Source organism: Azospirillum agricola, from assembly GCF_017876095.1.
Taxonomy (GTDB): Bacteria; Pseudomonadota; Alphaproteobacteria; order Azospirillales; family Azospirillaceae; genus Azospirillum; species Azospirillum agricola.
Map to the genome: position 1 here is coordinate 175,724 of NZ_JAGINM010000015.1, position 19,555 is coordinate 195,278.

Here is a 19,555-nt window from a genome sequence, read left to right on the forward strand (position 1 = left end):
CGGAAAGCCATGACCAACCGCCGCATCGATTTCGACGCGCTCAGCTTCCGCATCGTCATGACCGGCGTCGCGCTGCTGGCGCTGGCGCTGCTCGCCGCCCCGACCATCGTGGTCATCTGGGTGTCCTTCACCAGCGGCTATTCGCTGAAGTTCCCGCCGCCCGGCTATTCGCTGCGCTGGTACGTCGAGCTGTGGAACGCCTGGCAGCTCCAGTTCGCCATGATGAACAGCCTGAAGGTGGCCTTCTGGGCGACCGCCCTGTCGATCCTGCTGGGGGTGGCGGCCTCGCTGGGCATCGCGCGCTCGGCGTCACTGACCGCCCGCGTGCTCGACAGCCTGTTCCTGTCGCCGCTGGTGCTGCCGGCGCTGGCCTTCGGGCTGTCGTCGCTGATGTTCTTCTCGCTGGTCGGCGTGCCGGTGTCGCCGCTGACGCTGATCATCGGCCACACCGTGGTGTCGGTCCCCTTCGTGGTGCGCAACACGGTGGCGTCGCTGGCCCAGATGAACCCGGCGCTGCTGGAGGCCTCGGCCAGCCTGGGCGCCTCGCGCTGGCACAGCTTCCGCCGCATCACCCTGCCGCTGATCCGGCCGGGCATCCTGGCCGGCGGCTTCATCGCCTTCATGGCGTCCTTCGACAACGTGCCGGTGTCGCTGTTCCTGCGCGACGCCGCCACCGACATGCTGCCGATCCGCATGTGGCAGGATCTGGAGGGCAAGCTGGACGTCACCGTCGCCGCGCTGTCGGGCGTGCTGATCGTCGTCACCATCGCCCTGATGCTGGTGATGGAGCGCGTCGCCGGCCTGTCCAAGCGGTTGACCTGACCCCGCTCGGCCTATCCCGTTGGCCTGACCCCGCCGCGCCACAGTCGACGGCTCATTGGAGCCGTCCAACCGCAGATGGTTGACCGCGACCGCCTCACACACCCAGAAACAGCGACACGCCATAGGGCGTGAACTTCAAGGGCAGATGCAGATGACGGTCGGGGTCGGTCACCACGAAGCGGAAGGGAAGGATGTCGAGAAATCCCGCCTGCTCCTCCGGATACCCGGCGGCGCGCAGCCAGTCGCCGATGTGGAACAGCGCCTCGTGCGGGCCGGGGGCGATGCCCTCGCCGCGCACCGTCGGGTGGTCGAGCTGGCCGTTGGCGCCGAGCCGCCCCGCCGCCAGCCGGCGCCGTTCGGGGGCCAGCGCGTGAAGCTCCACATACAGCCCCTCCGCCGCGACGCCGCGCGCCACGTCGACGCCGTGAATCGAGATGCCGCCCGCCATGCCCGTTCCTCCGTTCCCGAGTGGGCGCGATGGTAGCCGAGACGCTCCCCACACCGCCAGCCCTGCCGGCGCTGCGCCCGGCGCTGGTGGCGATGACGGCGCTCCAGGCGGTGGTGGCGCTCGGGCTGTTCGCGCCCGGCGTGCTGGCGCCGCGCATGGGCATCGACCCGGCCGGGCTCGGGCTGTTCACCACCGCCGGCTTCCTGGTCGGCATGGCCGCGTCGCTCGGCGGCGGCGTGATGGCCGGGCGGCTGGGCGCCTTCCGCGTCGCCTCGCTCTGCGCGCTGGCGGTGGCGGCGGCGATGCTGTTCGCCATGCTGGGCGGCAACGCCGCCGCGCTGCTCGCCGCCGGGGTCGCCATCGGGCTGGCCTGCGGGCCGGAAACGCCGGCCAGTTCCGCCATCCTCGGGCGGCTGGCGCGCGAGGCCGACCGCCCCCTTGTCTTCTCGCTGCGCCAGACCGGCAACCAGCTCGGCGCCATGGCCGGGTCGGTGACGCTGCCGGCGATCGCCATGGCCTTCGACCCGCGCGCCGGCTACGCCGCCATCGCGCTGGTGGCGCTGGGCGGCATCCTGCTGTTCGAGCGGCTGCGGCCGGTCTACGACCCGCTGACCCGCTCGGCCGGCGCCGCCTTCGGGCTGGGTGCGGCGTGGCGGCTGGTGCGCGACGACAGGGCGTTGCGGCGGATGGCGCTGGCGTCGGCCCCCTACGCGGCGACGCAGATCGCCCTGAATGGTTTCTTCGTCGTCTTCGCGGTGGCCGAGCTGGGCCTCGGCCATGTCGCCGCCGGGCTGGCGCTGGCGGTCGGCCAGGGCGGCGGACTGGCCGGGCGGCTCGGCTGGGGAGTCGTCGCGACGCGCTGGGTGGCGCCGCGCCGGCTGGTCGGGCTGCTCGGGCTCGGCATGGCCGCCGCCGCCGCCTTCATCGGGCTGGCGGGAGCCAGCCTGCCCTTCCCCCTGCTTCTGGTCGCCACCTTCCTGCTCGGCCTGACCGCCAGCGGCTGGAACGGTGTCTTCCTCGCCGAAGTCGCCCGGCTGTCGCCGCGCGACCGCATCGGCGAGGCGACCGGCGCCGTGCTGGTCGGCAGCTACGTCGGGCTGATCGGCGGACCGATGCTGCTGATCGCCGCCTCGGCCTTCGGCGGCCTCGCGACCGGCTATCTGCTGATCGCCGCGCTGGCGGCGCTCGCCGGCCTCAGCCTTCTCGGAGAAAACCGCTGATGTCCTCCTTCCCCCCTGCCGCCACGACCGCTGCCGCCATCGCCGCCGCCGTGCGCGCCGGCGCCGCCAGCGCCAGCAGCGCGACCGAGGCGGCGCTTGCCCGCATCGCCGCCGGCAACCCGGCGCTGAACGCCTTCGTCGCCGTCCATCATCAGGACGCGCTGGCGCAGGCCGAGGCGGTCGACCGGCGGATTGGCACGGGGGAAACGCTTCCATTGGCCGGTGTGCCGGTGGCGATCAAGGACACCATCTGGGTTGCCGGCCAGCGGGTGACGCAGGGCTCCCGCCTGTTCGCCGATTTCCGCGCCCCGGCCGACGCCATCGCGGTCGAGCGGCTGCGCGCGGCCGGCGCCGTCATCGTCGGGATGACGAACAGCTCGGAGTTCGCCTGCAAGGGCGTCACCACCAACCCGCTGTTCGGCCCGACCCGCCACCCGATGGACCCGCGCCTGACGCCCGGCGGCTCCAGCGGCGGGCCGGCGGCGGCGGTGGCCGGCGGGCTGGTGCCGCTGGCGCTCGGCACCGACGCCGGCGGGTCGAGCCGCCGCCCGCCCGCCCATGTCGGCGCGGTCGGCTTCAAGCCCTCCTTCGGCGCCATCCCCTACGGCCCCGGCTTCGCCGAGCCCTTCGTCGGGCTGGCGGTGATGGCGCCGATCGCCGCCGACGTCGCCGACGCCGCCTTGATGTTCGAGGCGCTGGCCGGTCCCGACCCGCGCGATCCGGATTCGGTGGCCATCGCGTCGGACGAGGATCGCCCGGCCGGAACGCTGACCGTCGCCTACAGCCCGCGCCTCGGGCTCGACGCGCCGGTGGACGAGGACGTCCGCGACGCGGTCGAGCGGGCCGTCGAGGCGCTGGAACGAGCCGGCGTCCGCATCCTCCGCCGCGATCCCGTCTGGCCGGCCGGCGTCACCGAGACCGCGCTGATGCCGTTGCAGCACGCCGGGCTGGCGGCGCTGTACGGCGACGCCTTCCGCCGCGACCCGGCCCTGTTCGACCCCGACATCGCCGCCCAGATCGAGCGCGGCCTGTCGTTGTCGGGGGCGGAGGTCGCCGCCGCCCAGATCCTGAGCGCCGAGGTCGCCCGCGCGCTGGCCGCCTTCCTCGCCGACACCGATCTTCTCGTCGGCCCGACCACCCCTTGCGTGGCGTGGCCGCTTGACCGGCTGGGGCCGGCGGTCATCGGCGGACAGCCGGTGCCGCCGCGGGCGCACGCGGTCTTCACCCCGCTCGTCAACCACGCCAAGGCCCCCGCCCTCAGCCTGCCTTGCGGCCGGGGCCGCGATCGGCTGCCGGTGGGGTTGCAGATCGTCGGCCCGCGTGGGTTCGACCGCCGGGTCCTGCGCTTCGCCGCCATCGCGGAACGGGCATTCGCCGAATTCTGGCCGGGAGCGGGTTTATGAGTGTGGACGACGAAGCCCCGGACGCCGGTTCCATCCCCCGCCGCCGCCGTGCGCCGCCGCCGTCGCTGGCGGAGATGGCGGTGGACCGGCTGCGCGGCATGATCATCTACGGCGATCTGGCGCCCTCGGCCCGGCTGATCGAGCCGGAACTGAGCGAACGGCTCGGCATTTCCCGCACGCCGCTGCGCGAGGCGCTGAAGCTGCTGGCGGCGGAGGGGCTGGTGATGCTGCGCCCCAACCGCAACGCCATCGTCGCGCCGCTCGACGCGGCCGAGCTGACGCATCTGTTCGAGGCGGAGGGCTGCATCGAGAGCTTCGCCGCCCGCCTCGCCGCCGAGCGGATGACCGCCGCCGACCTGCGCCGCCTGCGCGGCTTCCAGGGCAGGATCGAGGCGTTGCAGGGGGCCGGCGCGCTGGAGGAGTATTTCGACATCAACCAGAAGATCCACCGGCTGATCGTCTCCAGCGCCAAGAATCCGGCGCTGGCCGAGGCGCACGACCGGCTGCTCGGCCGGCTGGCGCGGGCGCGCTACTTCGCGCTGGGCGCGCAGGGGCGGTGGAGGGAGTCGGTGCTGGAGCACCGCGAGATCCTGACCGCGCTGGAGTCGCGCGACGGCGACACGGCGCAACGGCTGTTCGTCCAGCATGTCGGCCGCACCGGCGAGGTCGTGGCGGCGGCCTGCGCCTCGCCGCGCGCTGTCCGGGCGGGTTGAGTTCGGGCACACGTGCCATGTGCATGCCCTATGGAGCCGGATCCCCTCTCCCCGGGGGGAGAGGGGGATTCTGTGGCGCTCCGAGATCGAGATACTTGCACAATCCGCCTGGAGATCAGAAAGGCAGCACCGGAGCCGGCGCGCCCTTGGGTCGAGCCGGGGCCGGCAGTCCGCAGGGCAGGAACTCCCCGCGCCCCGGAGACGCCAGCAGCGCACCGTCCCGGCACACCACCTCCCCACGGGACAGCGTTGTCACCGGCCAGCCGGTCACCTCGATGCCCTCGTAGGGGGTGTAGTCCACGTTGTGGTGGAGCATCCCGTTGGTGATCGTCACCGTTCGCGCGGGATCCCACAGCGCGATGTCGGCGTCGGCCCCGACGGCGATGGTGCCCTTGCGCGGGTGCAGCCCGTACATGCGCGCCGGGTTGGTGGCGGTCAGCTCGACGAACCTGGTCAGTTCCATCCGGCCTTTCATCACGCCCTCGGAGAAGAGAAGCGGCAGGCGGGTTTCGACGCCGGGGATGCCGTTGGGCACGCAGGCGAAGGGGGCGTCGTCGCCATGCACCTTCTTGCCCTGCGGGCCGTCGAAGCGAAAGGGCGCGTGGTCGGAGGAGAAGACCTGGAAGGTGCCGCCGACCAGCCCGTCCCAGATCACCCGCTGGTTCGCCGCGTCGCGCGGCGGCGGCGAGCAGATGCACTTCGCTCCTTCAAAACCCTCGCCGCCCAGGTCGTCGGCGGTCAGGAACAGGTATTGCGGGCAGGTCTCGGCGTAGATGCGCAGGCCCCGCCCCTGCGCCCAGCGGATCTGCTCCACCGCGTCGGCGCCGGAGACGTGGACGATCAGGATCGGCACGTCGACCAGCTCGGCCAGCGAGATGGCGCGGTGGGTGGCCTCGCGCTCCGCCACGCGCGGGCGCGACACGCCGTGGAAGAAGGGGGCGGTCTGGCCGGCGCGCTCAAGCTTCTCGGTCAGCCAGGCGATGCAGTCGGCGTTCTCCGCGTGCATCATGACCATGGCGCCCTCGCTGCGGGCGATGTCGAGAACCTCCAGGATCTGGCGGTCGTTCAGCTTCAGCGCGTCGTAGGTCATGTAGATCTTGAAGGAGGTGTAGCCCTCGCGGATCAACGCCGGCAGCTCCTCCCCCAGGACCCGCTCGGTCGGGTCGGTGACGATCAGGTGGAAGGCGTAGTCGATCACCGGCTTGCCCGCCGCGCGGCGGTGGTAGTCGTCGACCGCCGCGCGCAGCGACTGGCCCTTCTGCTGGCAGGCGAAGGGCAGCACCGTCGTGGTGCCGCCGAAGGCGGCGGAGCGGGTGCCGCTCAGGAAATCGTCGGCCATCACCGAGGCATCGCCGGTCGGCTGGTCGAAATGGACATGGCCGTCCACCCCGCCGGGCAGGACCAGCAGGCCGGCGGCGTCGATCTCCTCGCGGCCGGCGGCGAGCCCGTCGCCGAGCGCCGCGACCTTGCCGTCGCGGACGCCGACGTCGGCCTTGAACACGTCCGACGCGGTGGCGACCGTGCCGTTGCGGATGACCAGATCGAAATCCATGGGTTCCCTCCTGTTTGCCGTCAGCCGTGGAGTTCCTGGAACAGGCTGCCCCAGCCCTGGACCCGGCGGGTGTCGACGCCGGTCATGCGCAGCGCCTTCCACACCACGGTGGACACCGTGTCGTAGACGGGGATGCCCAGCGCCTTCTCGACCCGCTCGGCCACCGGGGCGCCGCGCATGTTGGTGCAGATGATGGCGATGGCGTCCGGCCTGGCTTCCGCCACCTCGGCGCACATGCGCTCGATCCGCTCCTCGCCGACCTCGGAGAAGGAGAAGTTGCCGCGGTCGTTCAGGTGCCGCTCGGCCACCACCTCGAAGCCGGCGGCGTTGTAGTTGGCGACCATCGTCTCCTGGATCTCGTCCAGATAGGGGCTGACGATGGCGAGGCGCTTGCGCCCGGTGGTCTCCAGGATCTCGTTCAGCGCCAGCATGGAGGTGCAGGCGGCGATGCCGGTTTCCGCCTCGATGGTCTTGCACAGCTTCACGTCGGCGTCGAAGCCGAGCCAGCCGGCCGAGGTGCCGTTCCAGCCGATCACGTTCAACTGGGCGTCGGCCAGCAGGCGGGCGGCGTCGAGGAAGGGCGCGTCGGTGAACTGGTCGAGCGCGGCGGCGCGCAGCGAGATCTCCTTGACGGTGAAGCGGCCGAAATGGGCGGACACCTCCGGCAGGCCGCTCAGCATCGCCGAGGTCACCGGTTCCAGCACCGTGTTGGAGGAGGGGGTCAGCATCCCCAGAAGAACGCGCTTGGTCATGTCGGTTGGCTCTCTCTCGGAAAATTGGTTCAGGCGCGCGCCCAGAGCGCGCGGGCGGCCTTGTCGGCCTCGGTGCAGATCCGCTCCAGGTCGGCGCGGACGGGGCGGCCGTCCTCGACCAGGGTTTCGCCGTCCACCAGCACCATCTCCACGTCGCGGCCCTGGCCGGTGTGAACCAGCGTGCCGAGCGGGTTGACCAGCGGGCGCAGATGCGGGCGACGGGTGTCGAAGACGACGAGATCGGCCTTCTTGCCGAGCGTCAGCGTGCCGATATCGTCGGCCATGCCGACCGCGCGGGCGCCGCCCAGCGTCGCCATGCGGAAGACGTCGGCCGGCTGCCAGTCGGCGGTGACGCCGCCCTGCCGGATGCGGGCGGTGGCGAGCGCCCAGCGCATCGCCTCCACCATGTCGCCGTGCTGGGTGTCGGTGCAGAGCGCCAGATTGACGCCGGCCGCCTTCAACGCCGGGGTCGGCGCCAGCCGGCCGGAGGCGGCGTTGCATTTGGGCACATGCACGGCGTGGGCGCCGGCGCGGGCGAGGCGGGCGATGTCGGCCTCGTCGACGTAGAGGCAGTGGGTGGCGAGCAGCCGGTCGTTGAGCAGCCCGGTCTCCTCCAGCAGCGCCGCCGGGCCGAGGCCGGTCGCCGCCTTTACCCGCTCCACCTCGACCCGGCTCTGGGCCAGATGGGTGTTGACGCGCATGCCGCGCGCCGCCGCCTCGGCGGCAAGGGTACGCAGGAAGCCGGGGGAGCAGGTGTCGGGCGCGTGAGCGGCCATCTGCACCTGGATGCGGCCGTCCTTGGCGCCGTGCCAGCGGTCGTGCAGGTCGAGCGTCCGGCGCAGCAGATCCTCGCCGATGGCGGCGTCGAAGCGCCATTCGCCCTGGGCGACGCGCGAGAAATCCACGTCATGGACCCGCCAGCCGGCGTGAACGCGCAGGCCAAGCTCGGCGATGGCGTCGAGCGTCGCCTCGGCGTGGACGAAATGGTCGCAGACCAGCGTCGAGCCGGACAGCAAAGCCTCCACCGCGCCCAGCCGGGCCAGCGCGCGGGCCTCGTCGGGCGTGGCGTCGGTGCCCTTCGGCACGCCCGGCGTGTAGGAGGGGGCGAAGCCGAGATCGGCGGCGACGCCGCGCACCATCACCAGCACGGCGTGCAGATGGGCGTTGACGAAGCCGGGCGTCACCAGCCGGCCCGGGAGATGCCGGGTTCGCCGGGCCTCCGGACAGGGATCGGAGGCTGGGGCGAGGTGGGTGATGCGCCCGTCGCGGATGCCGATGGCGGCGTCGTCGATCAGGCTGTTGGCCGCCTCGCCGGTCAGGGCGAGGACGCCGGTCAGCAGAAGGTCGAGCGTCTCGGTCATGCGGCGGCGACCTGCTGCCGCTGTTGCAGGCCCTCCTCGCGGATCAGGTTGAGGATGTGGCGCTTGTGGTCGTTGAATCGCGGGCTGGTGATGTCGCGCGGACGCGGCAAATCGAGGCCGATCAGCTCGCGGACCCGGCCGGGGCGGCTGGTCAGCACGGCGACCTGGGTGCCCAGCACCAGCGCCTCGTCGACGCTGTGGGTGACGAAGACGATGGTGCAGCGCTGCTTCTGCCAGATGGCGACCAGTTCCTCCTGCATGTCCATCTTGGTCTGGGCGTCGAGCGCGGCGAAGGGCTCGTCCATCAGGATGACCTGCGGATTTAGCAGCAGGGCCCGCGCGATGCCGACGCGCTGGCTCATGCCGCCCGACAGCTCCGCCGGGAAATGGTTCTCGAAGCCCTGGAGCCCGACCATGTCGATGTATTCCTGGGCGGCGGCGCGGCGGTCGGCCTTGCGCCAGCCCTTCAGGCGCAGGTGGAAGGCGACGTTCTCCCACACCGGCAGCCAGGGCATCAGGTTGGCCTGCTGGAACACCATGCCGCGGTCGGCGCCGGGGCCGTCGACCGGCTTGCCGCCGACCGTGACGCTGCCCTTGGTCGGCGTCTCGAAGCCGGCGATCATGTTCAGCAGGGTGGACTTGCCGCAGCCCGACGAGCCGAGCAGGCAGAGGAACTCGTTGTTGCCGACCGACAGGCTGACGTCGTCGATGGCCAGCAGGTCGCGCTTGCGCTTGGCGTCGCGATAAACCTTGGTGATGTTCTTGAGTTCGATGGCGGCCATCGGGTCAGCCCTCCCGGCTTTGCAGGGTGGAGGCGCGCTGCCAGTGCAGGGCGGCGGACATCAGCAGCTTGATGAGGCCGTCGGTGGCGAATCCAAGCAGACCGATGCTGGCCATGGCGGCGAGCACGAGGTCGTAGCGCAGGAAATAGTAGCTGTCCCACAGCACGTACCCGAGGCCGCTCTTCACCGCGACCATCTCGGCCGTCACCGTCAGCATCCAGGCGGCGCCGATGCCGATGCGCAGGCCGGCGAAGATGCTGGGCAAGGCAGCGGGGAAGACGACGTGGCGCAGCAGCTGCTGCTCGGTGGCGCCCATCATCGAGGCGGCGCGGATCAGGTTGCGGTCGGCCGTCTTCACGCCGTGGATGGTGTTCATCAGGATCGGGAAGAAGGCGCCGAGGAAGACCAGGAAGATCGCCGGCTTGTTGGCGATGCCGAACCAGATGATCGCCAGCGGGATCCAGGACACCGGCGGCACCGGCCGCAGCATCTGGATCGTCGGCTCGATGGTGCGCTCGACCCAGCGCCACCAGCCGATGGCGATGCCGAGCAGGACACCGCTCACCGCCGCGATGGCGTAGCCGGCGGCCACCCGCGTGGCGCTGGACAGCGCGTCGGCCAGCCAGCGCCCGCTGTTGGCCTGGGTGGTCTCGTCATAGCCGAACACCCAGTCGCCCCAGCTGTGCAGCACGGCGGACGGGGGCGGCAGCAGCGCCACCGGGAAGAGACCGGACCGGGAGACGATCTCCCAGGCCACGAGGATGAAGAGGGGAACGACGGCGCGTTCCCAGGATTTCGACAAGGCCGTCATGGACCGGCTCCCTTTTACCGTCGAAGCGCGCTGCCCGGCGGCTGTCCGCCGGGCGCGATGGCGTCCTGCGCCGATCAGAAGCCGAGTTCGCTCTTGGGCTTGCTGGTCACCGCCTCCAGGAAGCGGTAGTCGATGTTCTTCTCGGCGTCGGCGGCGACGTCGCGGGTGATGTATTTCAGGTCCCGCATCATCGCGGCGATGGCGAGCGTGCTGTCCTTGTGGATGGCGTAGTCGGGCGCCGCGTTCTCCAGCGACTGGGCGGCGACCGCCCTGTCCATGCCGGTGTATTTGTTGATGGTGTCGACCCAGACCGTGCGGTCGGTCTTCAGCTTTTCGACCAGCGCCACCACCGAGCCGACCGTCGCCTCGACCGCCTTCGGGTGGTCCTTGATGACGTCGGAGCGGGTGACGATCAGGTTGGTCAGGTTGCCGGCCGCCTGGTCGTAGGGCAGCGCGAAGCGGGTGCCGGCGCCGCTGTTGCGGATCTGCGAGGCGAAGGGCTCGACCGTGCAGATCAGGTCGATCTCGCCGCGCTGGAGGGCGGCGGCGTGGTCGGACGGGTTGGGGATGTTGACGAACTGGACGTCCTTGTTGACGTTGATGCCGTGCTTCTGGAAGGCGCCACGCATGTGGATGTCCTGCGCGTTCCCGCGCGAGGCGGCGACGCGCAGCGGCTCGCTCTTCTCCTTGCGGGCGGCGATCAGCGCCTTCAGCCCGTCCCAGTCGTCGGCCTTCAGGTCGATGCCCTTGGCGGTCATCACCTCCGACCCGCCATTGACCTGTCCCGACACCGCGACGACGTCGAAGCCCTTGTCCAGGGCGGTGATGTAGTGGAGGTAGGTGACCTGCGCCACGTCGATGCTCTTGGACACCAGCGCGGTCAGCACGTCGTTGCCGGAGTTGAAGTTGATCGCCTCGATCTCGACGCCCTTGGCGAGGCCGGGGGTCAACGCCATCGGCAGGCAGTGGGCGCATTTGGCGAAGCCCAGCTTCAGCTTTTCCGCGTCGGCGGCCTGGGTGGTCGCGGCGGCTCCGGCGACGGCCGACAAAGCGAGGATGGCGGCGGCGGCGTTCAGCGTGAGGGATCGGAACGACATGGGGCGCGGGCTCCAGATGCGGTTGCGTTGCCGATCCGGTCGCAAGCAGCGTGCCAAATTGTATACAAAATCTCTATTCCCGATTAGCTCATATATATCAATGTGATAAATCGAAATTGTTTAGGCGTTGCGCAACAGGCCATCTTTGCCCTATTTTTAAGCTCTTGGCATCGTTCGCACACGAATGCCCAACAATGCAGCAGAACTGAGCGTTGCCGAACCGATCATGGACACGCCGAAGACCGCCAAGGCCGCCACCGGGCCGATCCGCCGGGCAACCCTTCAGCATTCCGCCGTGGCGGAGCTGCGCGCCATGATCCTGGAGGGAGAATTGCCGCCGGGAAGCCGCGTGCCGGAGGTGCAGCTCTGCGAGCAGCTCGGCGTCTCGCGGACGCCGCTGCGCGAGGCGCTGCGCGTGCTGGCGGCGGAAGGGCTGGTGGAGCTGCGGCCGCACCGCGGAGCGGTGGTGACGCCGGTGGACCCGACGGACATCGCCGCGATCTTCCAGGTGATGGAGGCGCTGGAGACGTTGGCCGCCACGCTGGCCTGCCGCAACGGCACGGAGGCCGAATTCATTGAACTCGACCGGCTGCACGACCAGCTCATGGCACAGCACAAGGCGGGGGAGCGCGCGGCCTATTCGATGACCAACCGGCGCATCCACGCCTGGATCGTCGCCATGGCGCGCAACCCGGCGCTGGAGACGACCTACAGCGGCTTCGCCGCCCAGATCCTGCGCGCGCGCTCATTGGCGAATTACGACGCGGACCGCTGGCAGGAATCGGTGGACGAGCATGACGGCTTCATGGCGGCGTTGCGCAGCCGGGACGCCGCGACGGCGGGCGCCCTGCTCGCCGAGCACAGCCGGCGGACCGCCGACGCCGTGCTGCGCAGCTTGCGCCAGCGGATGGGGAAAGCTGCGGCGGCGGAAGTGGGGTGAGAGGACGGCGGCGCTTGAGCAGTTTTACTCTGCCGGATCCTGTTTGACCGACATTGCCCGGTCTTTTCCAGACACCGTCATGCCCGGCCTTGTGCCGGGCATCCACGACCGCAACCTCGACACACCGCCGAAGCGTGGATGGCCGGGTCAAGCCCGGCCATGACGAAGACGGGAACGTTACTCATGGAGGGCCGGAAAACCACCGGGAGTGGCAGCCCTCACCGCGCCTGTTGCAACACCCCGACCGCGCTGCGCGCCACCTCGTGCAGGTCGGCCCCACCGGCCTCGGCGTGGGCGAGCAGGCCGGCGCGCATGCGCGGATCCCAGAATTTGCGGATGTGGCCGGCTGTCTCGGCGACCGCCTCCTCGCGCGGGTAGGTGGCGAAGTGGGTGGCGATCTGGTTCGCCATCCGGACCAGCTCCTTGGTGTGATTCATCGGTCGTCTCCCTGACATCCAGCGTTCAATAAGGGATCAGCGGAACAGGACGACACCGTCCGTCCGCGACAGCGAGCCCAGCGTCAGACCCGCGTTGCGCGCCAGTTCCAGCGCCAGCGCCGTCGGGGCCGAGATGGTCGCCAGCAGCGGAATGCCGACCGCCGCCGACTTCTGCACCAGCTCGAAGCTGCAACGGCTGGTCATGACGACGAAGCCCGCCGCCGGATCGGTGCCCGACGACGCCACCGCGCCGATCAGCTTGTCGAGCGCGTTGTGGCGCCCGACATCCTCGCGGGCGAGGCGGATCGTCCCGTCCGGCGCGCACCACGCCGCGCCATGGACCGAGCGGTTGGCCCGGTTCATCGGCTGGTGGTCCGGCAGGGCGCGGAAGGCGGCGGCCACCGCCGCCGGCTCGACCACCAGTTCCGAAGTCACCCGCCGGGGCTCCCGAACGGCGTGGACGAGACTGTCCACGCCGCACAGGCCGCAGCCGCTCCGCCCCTCCATGGACCGGCTGCGCAGACTGCCGCGCAGGAGCCGCAAGGGATCGACCGCCATGTTGACGACCATGCCCAGCGGCGTCTCGCGCACCGTGACGCTCTCGATGTCGGCGGCGCTCCCGACGATCTCCTCGGCCAGGCTGAAGCCCAGCGCGAAATCCTCCAGATCGGCGGGGGTCGCCATCATCACCGCGTGCGAGCGTCCGTTGTACTCGAAGGCGACCGCGGTCTCCTCGGGGATCTGCCACGTCACCCCCGCCTCGGACGCATCCCCCCCGCCGCGAGGCGCCGGAAAGCCGGTGCCGGTCACGGCGATGGAGCACATGTCCGGCGCACCGGAACGGACGGGACCCAAACTCATCGCGGTCATGCCCTGATACTCCCCCCTACTCGGCGGCCAGCACGTTGGCGGCGGCGATGCGCTTGCGCTCGACGTCGTTCTTCGCGTAGTCGACCTGCCAGTCGGAGGGCTGGTTGCTGCGGTTCACCTGCACCGCCGTCACCTTATATTCGGGGCAGTTGGTCGCCCAGTCCGAATTTTCCGTGGTGATGACGTTGGCGCCGGTCACCGGGTGGTGGAAGGTGGTGTAGACGACGCCGGCCGGCATGCGGTCGGAGATGACGGCGCGCAGCGTGGTGGCGCCCATGCGGCTGGCGAGCGACACCATGTCGCCGTCCTTGACGCCACGGACCTCGGCGTCCACCGCGTTGATCTCCAGCACGTCCTCCGGATGCCAGGCCACGTTGGCGGTGCGGCGGGTCTGGGCGCCGACGTTGTAGTGGGCGAGGATGCGGCCGGTGGTCAGCACCAGCGGGTACATCCGCGTCGTCCGCTCGTCGGTCGGCACATACTCGGTGATCACGAAGCGGCCGAGGCCGCGCGCGAAGGTCTCGCCATGCATGATCGCCATGCCGGTGTCGTCATCCTCGTACCCGGTGCAGGGCCACTGGACGCTGCCGACGCGGTCGAGCTTCTCGAAGCTGACGCCCCGGAAGGTCGGGGTCAGCCGGGCGATCTCGTCCATGATCTGGGCGGTGCTGTCGTAGTGCATCGGGTAGCCCATCGCCGTCGCCAGCGCGCAGGCGACCCAATGCTCGTCGCGGCCGACCTTGGAGGGCATCGCCTTGCGGACGCGGTTGATGCGGCGCTCGGCGTTGGTGAAGGTGCCGTCCTTCTCCAGGAAGGAGGTGCCGGGGAAGAAGACATGGGCGAAGGCCGCCGTCTCGTTCAGGAACAGGTCCTGGACGATGACGATGTCCAGCGATTCCAGCGCCGAGGTGACGTGGTGGGTGTTGGGGTCGGACTGGACGATGTCCTCGCCCTGCACGAACAGGCCACGGAAGCTGCCGTCATGCGCGCTGTCGAACATGTTGGGGATGCGCAGGCCGGGCTCCGGATCCAGCGTGACGCCCCAGGCGGTCTCGAACTCGTGGCGGACGGTGTCATCCGAGACGTGGCGGTAGCCCGGCAGCTCGTGCGGGAAGGAGCCCATGTCGCAGGAGCCCTGCACGTTGTTCTGGCCGCGCAGCGGGTTCACGCCGACGCCCTCGCGGCCGATGTTGCCGGTCGCCATCGCGAGGTTGGCGATCGCCATCACGGTGCTGGAGCCCTGGCTGTGCTCGGTCACGCCCAGCCCGTAGTAGATCGCGGCGTTGCCGCCGGTGGCGTAGAGGCGGGCGGCGGCGCGGACCTGATCGGCCGGGACGCCGGTGCGCGATTCCAGATACTCCGGCGAGTTGCGCTGCTCGGCGATGAACGCCTCCCACTTCGCGAACTCCTTGGGATCGCAGCGCTCCTCGACGAAGGGACGGTTGACCAGCCCCTCGGTGACGATGGTGTGGGCGATGGCGTTGACCACGGCGACGTTGGTGCCGGGCTGGAGCTGGAGATGGTGGTCGGCCTGGACGTGCGGGCTGCGCACCAGATCGATGCGGCGCGGGTCGATGACGATCAGCTTGGCCCCGGCGCGCAGCCGCTTCTTCATGCGCGACCCGAAGACCGGGTGGCCGTCGGTCGGGTTGGCGCCGATGACCAGCAGCACGTCGGACTTGTCGACGCTGCGGAAATCCTGCGTGCCGGCCGAGGTGCCGAAGGTCTGCGACAGACCGTAGCCGGTCGGCGAATGGCAGACACGGGCGCAGGTGTCGATGTTGTTGGTGCCGAAGGCCGCCCGGATCATCTTCTGGACGACGTAGACCTCCTCGTTCGTGCAGCGCGACGAGGTGATGCCGCCGATGGAGCCCCGGCCATGCTTGGCCTGCACCGCCTTCAGCCGCTCGGCGGCGTAGGCGATGGCTTCCTCCCACGACACCTCGCGCCACGGGTCGGTGATCGTCTCGCGCACCATGGGCTTCATGATGCGGTCCTTGTGGCTGGCGTAGCCCCAGGCGAAGCGGCCCTTGACGCAGGAATGGCCCTCGTTGGCGCCGCCGTTCTTCCAGGGGGTCATGCGCACCACGGTGGTGCCCTGCATCTCCGCCTTGAAGGAGCACCCCACCCCGCAATAGGCGCAGGTGGTGATGACGCTGTGTTCGGGCTGGCCGTTCTCGATGATCGACTTCTCGGTCAGCGTCGCGGTCGGGCAGGCCTGGACGCAGGCGCCGCAGGACACGCACTCGCTGTCCATGAAGCTTTCCTTGGCGCCCGGCGACACCATCGAGGCGAAGCCGCGCCCGTCGATGGTCAGCGCGAAGGTGCCCTGCGTCTCCTGGCAGGCGCGGACGCAGCGCGAGCAGACGATGCATTTCGAGGCGTCGAAGGTGAAGTACGGGTTGCTCTCGTCCTTGCCGGCCTTCAGATGACTTTCGCCGTCGAAACCATACCGCACGTTGCGCAGCCCCACCGCGCCGGCCATATCCTGCAACTCGCAGTCGCCGTTGGCCGGGCAGGTCAGGCAGTCGAGCGGGTGGTCGGAGATGTACAGCTCCATCACGCCGCGCCGCAGCTTGGCCAGCCGGTCGGTCTGGGTCGCCACCTTCATGCCGGGCGCGACGGGGGTGGTGCAGGAGGCGGGCGTGCCGCGCCGCCCCTCGATCTCCACCATGCAGAGCCGGCAGGAGCCGAAAGCCTCCAGACTGTCGGTGGCGCAGAGCTTGGGAACGGTGATGCCGGCGTCCATCGCCGCCCGCATGACGGAGGTGCCTTCGGGAACCGTGATGCTGCGGCCGTCGATCTCCAGCGTCACCAGGTTGGGGGACAGGCGCGCCGGGGTGCCGTAATCGATCTCGTGGGTGAGGGACATGATCGCTGCTCCTGGTCGCGCTTATTCAGCGGCGATGTGGGTGACGCGCACGGCGGGGACGCCGCGGCGGAAATCCTCGGGAAAATGCTTCACGGCGCTGCGCACCGGGTAGGGCGTCATGCCGCCCATGGCGCAGAGCGAGCCGTCCACCATCACCTCGCAGAGATCGGCCAGCAGGGTCAGGTTGGCGTCGACGTTCTTGCCGGCGATGATCTTGTCGAGCGTTTCCATGCCGCGCGTCGAGCCGATGCGGCAGGGCGTGCATTTGCCGCAGGATTCGGCGACGCAGAATTCCATGGCGAAGCGGGCCTGCCGGGCCATGTCGACGGTGTCGTCGAAGACGACGATGCCGCCATGGCCGACCATCGCCTCCTGCGCCGCGAAGGCCTCGTAATCCTTGGGCAGGTCGAACTGGGCGGGCGGCAGGTAGGCGCCGAGCGGGCCGCCGACCTGCACCGCGCGGATCGGCCGGCCGCTGATGGTGCCGCCGCCGAAATCATAGAGCAGCTCGTGCAGAGTGATGCCGAAGGCCTTCTCGACGATGCCGCCATGCTTGAGGTTGCCCGCGAGCTGGAAGGGCAGCGTGCCGCGCGAGCGGCCGACGCCGAAGTCCCGGTAATACTCCCCACCCTTGTCGAGGATGATCGGCACCGAGCAGAGCGACAGCACGTTGTTGACCACGGTCGGCTTGCCGAACAACCCCTCCAGCGCCGGCAGTGGCGGCTTGGCGCGGACCATGCCGCGCTTGCCCTCCAGGCTCTCCAGCATCGCGGTTTCCTCGCCGCAGATGTAGGCGCCGGCGCCGACGCGGACGTCGAGGTGGAAGGTGCGGCTGGTGCCGTGGATGTTGTCGCCGAGCCAGCCCTCGTCATAGGCGAGCTTGATCGCCTGCCGCAGGGTCGCCGTCGCGTGCGGGTACTCCGAGCGCATGTAGACATAGCCCGAGGTGGCGCCCACCGCGATGGCGGCGATGGTCATGCCCTCGATCAGGCAGAAGGGGTCGCCCTCGATGATCATGCGGTCGGCGAAGGTGCCGCTGTCGCCCTCGTCGGCGTTGCAGCAGACGAACTTCTCGTCCGCCTGGGCCTGCATCACCGTGTTCCACTTGATGCCGGTCGGGAAGCCGGCGCCGCCGCGACCGCGCAGGCCGGAGTCCGTCACCGTCTTGACGATCTCCTCCCGGGTCATCGCCAGCGCGTTCTCCAGCCCGCGGAAGCCGCCATGGGCGCGGTAATCCTCGACCGACAGCGGGTCGATGATGCCGCAGCGCGCGAAGGTCAGACGCTCCTGCTTCTTGAAATAGGGGATCTCCTCGGTCGGCCCCTGGCCCAGCGGGTGCTCGCCGCCGCTGAGAAAGCCGGCCTCGAACAGCGACGGCACGTCGTCCGCCGTCACCGAGCCGTAGGCGACACGGCCGGCCGGGGTCTCGACCTCGACCAGCGGTTCCATCCACAGCATGCCGCGCGAGCCGTTGCGGACGATGCGGACCGGCAGTTCGCGCTTGGCGGCCTCGGCGCGGATGGCGGCGGCCACGGAATCGGCGCCCAGCGACAGGGCGGCGGCGTCGCGCGGGACGTAGACGGTGATCAGGTGGCCGCTCATTGCGCGCGCTCCTTATGGGCGCCCATGTGGGCGGTCGGCCGGGGCGTCGGGTGCGCCGTCTCGGCGGCGATGGCGTCGAAGCGGGCCGGGGTGACGCGGCCATAGAGGTTTTCGTCCACCATGACGGCGGGCGACAGGGCGCAGTTGCCCAGGCAGAAGACCTGTTCCAGCGTGAAGACACCGTCGGCCGTGGTGTGATGGAAATCGACCTGGAGCTTCGCCTTGATGTGGTCGACCAGCGCGTTGGCGCCCATCGCCTGGCAGGCCTCGGCGCGGCAGACCTTGATGACGTGGCGGCCCGGCTTCTCGCGGCGGAACTCGTGATAGAAGGACACCACGCCGTGAACGTCGGCGCGCGACAGGTTCAGCTCGCCGGCCAGCAGCGGGATGGCCTGCTCGTCGATGTAGCCGAACTCCTCTTGCAGCGCGTGCAGGATCGGCAGCAGGGCGCCGCGCAGATGCCGGTTGTCGGCGACAATCGTTCGGGCGCGCTCGACGCTCCACGGTTGGCAAGCGTTCACGGGGGATCCCTCCTTGCTCTCGGCTGGCCTTGGTCGTCTGGCCTGGGTTGCCTTGTCGTCCTCGCCGGTCCCTCTTTCGGGCGCCCGGTAAAGGGAGAGTGCAGGAGTATATGGTATACCAGCAAATTTCATTTTCTGATGGGCTGATAGCTTTTCGCTATCAAGCCGTCGCCATCAGACCATCAGCGGATCGCCAGACGCCAGGGGGTCATCGCCTCGGCGGTGAAGACGGCGACGGTGTGGGCGATGTCGTCCTCCGCCGCGGCAACGGCCAGCGCCTTCGCCAGTTGCGAGGGCGGTTCGCGGTCGGCGTAGGCGAGGCCGACGACGTAGCTCAGGTCGGGATCGACCAGCGGCAGCGCCACCACCTCGGGCAGCGGCGGCACGAAGGTCAGCAACTGGCCCGGCACGATGCTGGCGCAAGTGCCGAATCGCACTATGGTGTAGAGCGTGACGATGGAGTTGGTCTCCATCGCCGGTTCGACCGCCCGCCCGGTCATGCGGAAGGCGATCTCGGCGATCCGGCGGTTCTGCATGTCCGGAGTCAGCAGGCAGAGCCGCAGGGTCGCCGCCGTCTCCCAGGCGATGGCGCCCTGCGCGATGGCGTCGGGCGGCAGGTCGTCGCGCCGCGCCAGCAGGTAGTAGCGCTCGGAGTAGAGCGGCAGGGTGCGGACGTTGTTCAGCGGCTCGTTGTCGAGGTAGGTGACGGCGGCGTCGAGGTCGAACTCATCGAGCCCGCGCTGGATCTCGCGCGAACTCAGCGAGGTTACGGTGGCGCGGATGTGCGGGAAACGCGCGGCGAAGGGCGCCAGCACATGGGGCATCACCGGCAGGGCGGTGGGAATGGCGCCGAGCCGCAGATGGCCGGTCACGCCCTGGGCCAGGGCGCGCAACTCGTGGTTCAGGTTGTCCCGCTCGGCGACGATGCGGCGGGCGTATTCCAGCACCTTCAGCCCCTCCGGCGTGAAGCCGCCGAACTTCTGGCCGCGCTCGACGATGGGGACCTGAAGCTCCTCCTCCAACTGGCGGATGGCGTTGGACAGGGTCGGTTGCGAGACGTGGCAGCTCTCCGCCGCGCGCCCGAAATGCCGCTCGCGCGCTAGGGCCAGGAGATAGACGAACTTGCGGGACATCGTCGGCTTCAATCCGTTGTGGCTGCCAACAGGATAGCCGGAAGGCGCACCCAACCCTCAAACGAAAAAAGGCGCGCCGCCCCAGAGGAAAGGCGGCGCGCTCAAGTCAGGCAATGGCCCTTACTCCATCGCCTTCACCACCTCTTCGGTGACCTTTTTCGCATCCCCGAACAGCATCATGGTGTTGGGGCGGAAGAACAGCTCGTTCTCGACGCCGGC

19 protein-coding genes are annotated in these 19,555 nt (G+C 70.0%); 5 read left to right on the forward strand and 14 right to left on the reverse strand.

What is annotated here, in order from left to right:
• Positions 1–9 precede the first annotated feature (9 nt).
• On the forward strand, positions 10–822 hold the full coding sequence (locus J2847_RS21980; protein ID WP_209780965.1) for an ABC transporter permease: 813 nt from the start codon (positions 10–12) through the stop codon (positions 820–822).
• A 94-nt stretch (positions 823–916) separates the two neighbouring features.
• Here J2847_RS21980 and J2847_RS21985 read toward each other — a convergent pair whose 3' ends face one another.
• Positions 917–1,270, reverse strand: coding sequence for a hydroxyisourate hydrolase (locus J2847_RS21985; RefSeq protein ID WP_209780966.1), 354 nt, complete (start codon positions 1,268–1,270; stop codon positions 917–919).
• 29 nt (positions 1,271–1,299) lie between these two features.
• On the opposite strand from J2847_RS21985, the gene J2847_RS21990 reads away from it, so the two are divergent.
• Genes J2847_RS21990 through J2847_RS22000 form a run of 3 tightly spaced genes read left to right on the forward strand, consistent with a single transcriptional unit; the run spans position 1,300 to position 4,606 of the window.
• A complete protein-coding gene (locus tag J2847_RS21990; RefSeq protein WP_209780967.1) occupies positions 1,300–2,490 on the forward strand; it encodes an MFS transporter in 1,191 nt (396 codons plus the stop codon).
• Positions 2,490–3,893, forward strand: a complete 1,404-nt coding sequence (locus J2847_RS21995) for an amidase (RefSeq protein WP_209780968.1) — start codon at positions 2,490–2,492, stop codon at positions 3,891–3,893. Before J2847_RS21990 ends, J2847_RS21995 begins: the two co-directional genes overlap by 1 nt.
• Positions 3,890–4,606, forward strand: a complete 717-nt coding sequence (locus J2847_RS22000) for a GntR family transcriptional regulator (RefSeq protein WP_233474696.1) — start codon at positions 3,890–3,892, stop codon at positions 4,604–4,606. Before J2847_RS21995 ends, J2847_RS22000 begins: the two co-directional genes overlap by 4 nt.
• Positions 4,607–4,721: 115 nt before the next feature.
• On the opposite strand, the gene hydA is transcribed toward J2847_RS22000, so the two are convergent.
• From hydA to J2847_RS22030, 6 genes are all read right to left on the reverse strand, one after another.
• The gene (gene hydA, locus J2847_RS22005; protein WP_209780969.1) at positions 4,722–6,158 is read right to left on the reverse strand and encodes a dihydropyrimidinase; all 1,437 of its coding nucleotides are present in this window, start codon (positions 6,156–6,158) and stop codon (positions 4,722–4,724) included.
• Positions 6,159–6,178: 20 nt separating this feature from the next.
• Positions 6,179–6,910 carry a maleate cis-trans isomerase family protein gene (locus J2847_RS22010; RefSeq protein WP_209780970.1) on the reverse strand — a complete coding sequence of 244 codons (732 nt, stop codon included), beginning with the start codon at positions 6,908–6,910 and terminating at the stop codon, positions 6,179–6,181.
• Between the two features lie 29 nt (positions 6,911–6,939).
• Positions 6,940–8,271 (reverse strand): amidohydrolase family protein, encoded by a 1,332-nt coding sequence (locus J2847_RS22015; protein ID WP_209780971.1) that lies wholly within the window; start codon positions 8,269–8,271, stop codon positions 6,940–6,942.
• Positions 8,268–9,053 (reverse strand): ABC transporter ATP-binding protein, encoded by a 786-nt coding sequence (locus tag J2847_RS22020; protein ID WP_085554499.1) that lies wholly within the window; start codon positions 9,051–9,053, stop codon positions 8,268–8,270. Before J2847_RS22020 ends, J2847_RS22015 begins: the two co-directional genes overlap by 4 nt.
• 4 nt (positions 9,054–9,057) lie before the next feature.
• A complete protein-coding gene (locus J2847_RS22025) occupies positions 9,058–9,864 on the reverse strand; it encodes an ABC transporter permease (protein ID WP_209780972.1) in 807 nt (268 codons plus the stop codon).
• A 74-nt stretch (positions 9,865–9,938) separates the two neighbouring features.
• On the reverse strand, positions 9,939–10,961 hold the full coding sequence (locus J2847_RS22030; protein ID WP_209780973.1) for an ABC transporter substrate-binding protein: 1,023 nt from the start codon (positions 10,959–10,961) through the stop codon (positions 9,939–9,941).
• A 226-nt stretch (positions 10,962–11,187) separates the two neighbouring features.
• On the opposite strand from J2847_RS22030, the gene J2847_RS22035 reads away from it, so the two are divergent.
• Entirely contained in the window at positions 11,188–11,901 is a 714-nt protein-coding gene (locus J2847_RS22035; protein WP_209780974.1) for a GntR family transcriptional regulator, read from the forward strand.
• Between the two features lie 218 nt (positions 11,902–12,119).
• On the opposite strand, the gene J2847_RS22040 is transcribed toward J2847_RS22035, so the two are convergent.
• From J2847_RS22040 to J2847_RS22070, 7 genes are all read right to left on the reverse strand, one after another.
• Positions 12,120–12,338 carry a formate dehydrogenase subunit delta gene (locus tag J2847_RS22040; protein WP_085554496.1) on the reverse strand — a complete coding sequence of 73 codons (219 nt, stop codon included), beginning with the start codon at positions 12,336–12,338 and terminating at the stop codon, positions 12,120–12,122.
• Positions 12,339–12,374: 36 nt separating this feature from the next.
• On the reverse strand, positions 12,375–13,208 hold the full coding sequence (fdhD, locus tag J2847_RS22045) for a formate dehydrogenase accessory sulfurtransferase FdhD (protein WP_233474697.1): 834 nt from the start codon (positions 13,206–13,208) through the stop codon (positions 12,375–12,377).
• Between the two features lie 16 nt (positions 13,209–13,224).
• Positions 13,225–16,080 (reverse strand): formate dehydrogenase subunit alpha, encoded by a 2,856-nt coding sequence (fdhF, locus tag J2847_RS22050; RefSeq protein ID WP_209780975.1) that lies wholly within the window; start codon positions 16,078–16,080, stop codon positions 13,225–13,227.
• Between the two features lie 21 nt (positions 16,081–16,101).
• Entirely contained in the window at positions 16,102–17,682 is a 1,581-nt protein-coding gene (locus J2847_RS22055; protein ID WP_209780976.1) for a formate dehydrogenase beta subunit, read from the reverse strand.
• The gene (locus J2847_RS22060; RefSeq protein ID WP_209780977.1) at positions 17,679–18,203 is read right to left on the reverse strand and encodes a formate dehydrogenase subunit gamma; all 525 of its coding nucleotides are present in this window, start codon (positions 18,201–18,203) and stop codon (positions 17,679–17,681) included. Before J2847_RS22060 ends, J2847_RS22055 begins: the two co-directional genes overlap by 4 nt.
• A 182-nt stretch (positions 18,204–18,385) precedes the next feature.
• Positions 18,386–19,336, reverse strand: a complete 951-nt coding sequence (locus J2847_RS22065) for a LysR family transcriptional regulator (RefSeq protein ID WP_209780978.1) — start codon at positions 19,334–19,336, stop codon at positions 18,386–18,388.
• Between the two features lie 120 nt (positions 19,337–19,456).
• Positions 19,457–19,555 (reverse strand): NAD(P)(+) transhydrogenase (Re/Si-specific) subunit beta (locus J2847_RS22070; protein WP_209780995.1); only part of this gene is annotated, 99 nt, incomplete at its 5' end.

Coding starts and splice junctions, on each gene's coding strand:
- J2847_RS21980 (WP_209780965.1), top strand. CDS start 10: ATGACCAACCGCCGCATCGATTTCGACGCGCTCAGCTTCCGCATCGTC.
- J2847_RS21985 (WP_209780966.1), bottom strand. CDS start 1,270: ATGGCGGGCGGCATCTCGATTCACGGCGTCGACGTGGCGCGCGGCGTC.
- J2847_RS21990 (WP_209780967.1), top strand. CDS start 1,300: ATGGTAGCCGAGACGCTCCCCACACCGCCAGCCCTGCCGGCGCTGCGC.
- J2847_RS21995 (WP_209780968.1), top strand. CDS start 2,490: ATGTCCTCCTTCCCCCCTGCCGCCACGACCGCTGCCGCCATCGCCGCC.
- J2847_RS22000 (WP_233474696.1), top strand. CDS start 3,890: ATGAGTGTGGACGACGAAGCCCCGGACGCCGGTTCCATCCCCCGCCGC.
- hydA (WP_209780969.1), bottom strand. CDS start 6,158: ATGGATTTCGATCTGGTCATCCGCAACGGCACGGTCGCCACCGCGTCG.
- J2847_RS22010 (WP_209780970.1), bottom strand. CDS start 6,910: ATGACCAAGCGCGTTCTTCTGGGGATGCTGACCCCCTCCTCCAACACG.
- J2847_RS22015 (WP_209780971.1), bottom strand. CDS start 8,271: ATGACCGAGACGCTCGACCTTCTGCTGACCGGCGTCCTCGCCCTGACC.
- J2847_RS22020 (WP_085554499.1), bottom strand. CDS start 9,053: ATGGCCGCCATCGAACTCAAGAACATCACCAAGGTTTATCGCGACGCC.
- J2847_RS22025 (WP_209780972.1), bottom strand. CDS start 9,864: ATGACGGCCTTGTCGAAATCCTGGGAACGCGCCGTCGTTCCCCTCTTC.
- J2847_RS22030 (WP_209780973.1), bottom strand. CDS start 10,961: ATGTCGTTCCGATCCCTCACGCTGAACGCCGCCGCCGCCATCCTCGCT.
- J2847_RS22035 (WP_209780974.1), top strand. CDS start 11,188: ATGGACACGCCGAAGACCGCCAAGGCCGCCACCGGGCCGATCCGCCGG.
- J2847_RS22040 (WP_085554496.1), bottom strand. CDS start 12,338: ATGAATCACACCAAGGAGCTGGTCCGGATGGCGAACCAGATCGCCACC.
- fdhD (WP_233474697.1), bottom strand. CDS start 13,208: ATGACCGCGATGAGTTTGGGTCCCGTCCGTTCCGGTGCGCCGGACATG.
- fdhF (WP_209780975.1), bottom strand. CDS start 16,080: ATGTCCCTCACCCACGAGATCGATTACGGCACCCCGGCGCGCCTGTCC.
- J2847_RS22055 (WP_209780976.1), bottom strand. CDS start 17,682: ATGAGCGGCCACCTGATCACCGTCTACGTCCCGCGCGACGCCGCCGCC.
- J2847_RS22065 (WP_209780978.1), bottom strand. CDS start 19,336: ATGTCCCGCAAGTTCGTCTATCTCCTGGCCCTAGCGCGCGAGCGGCAT.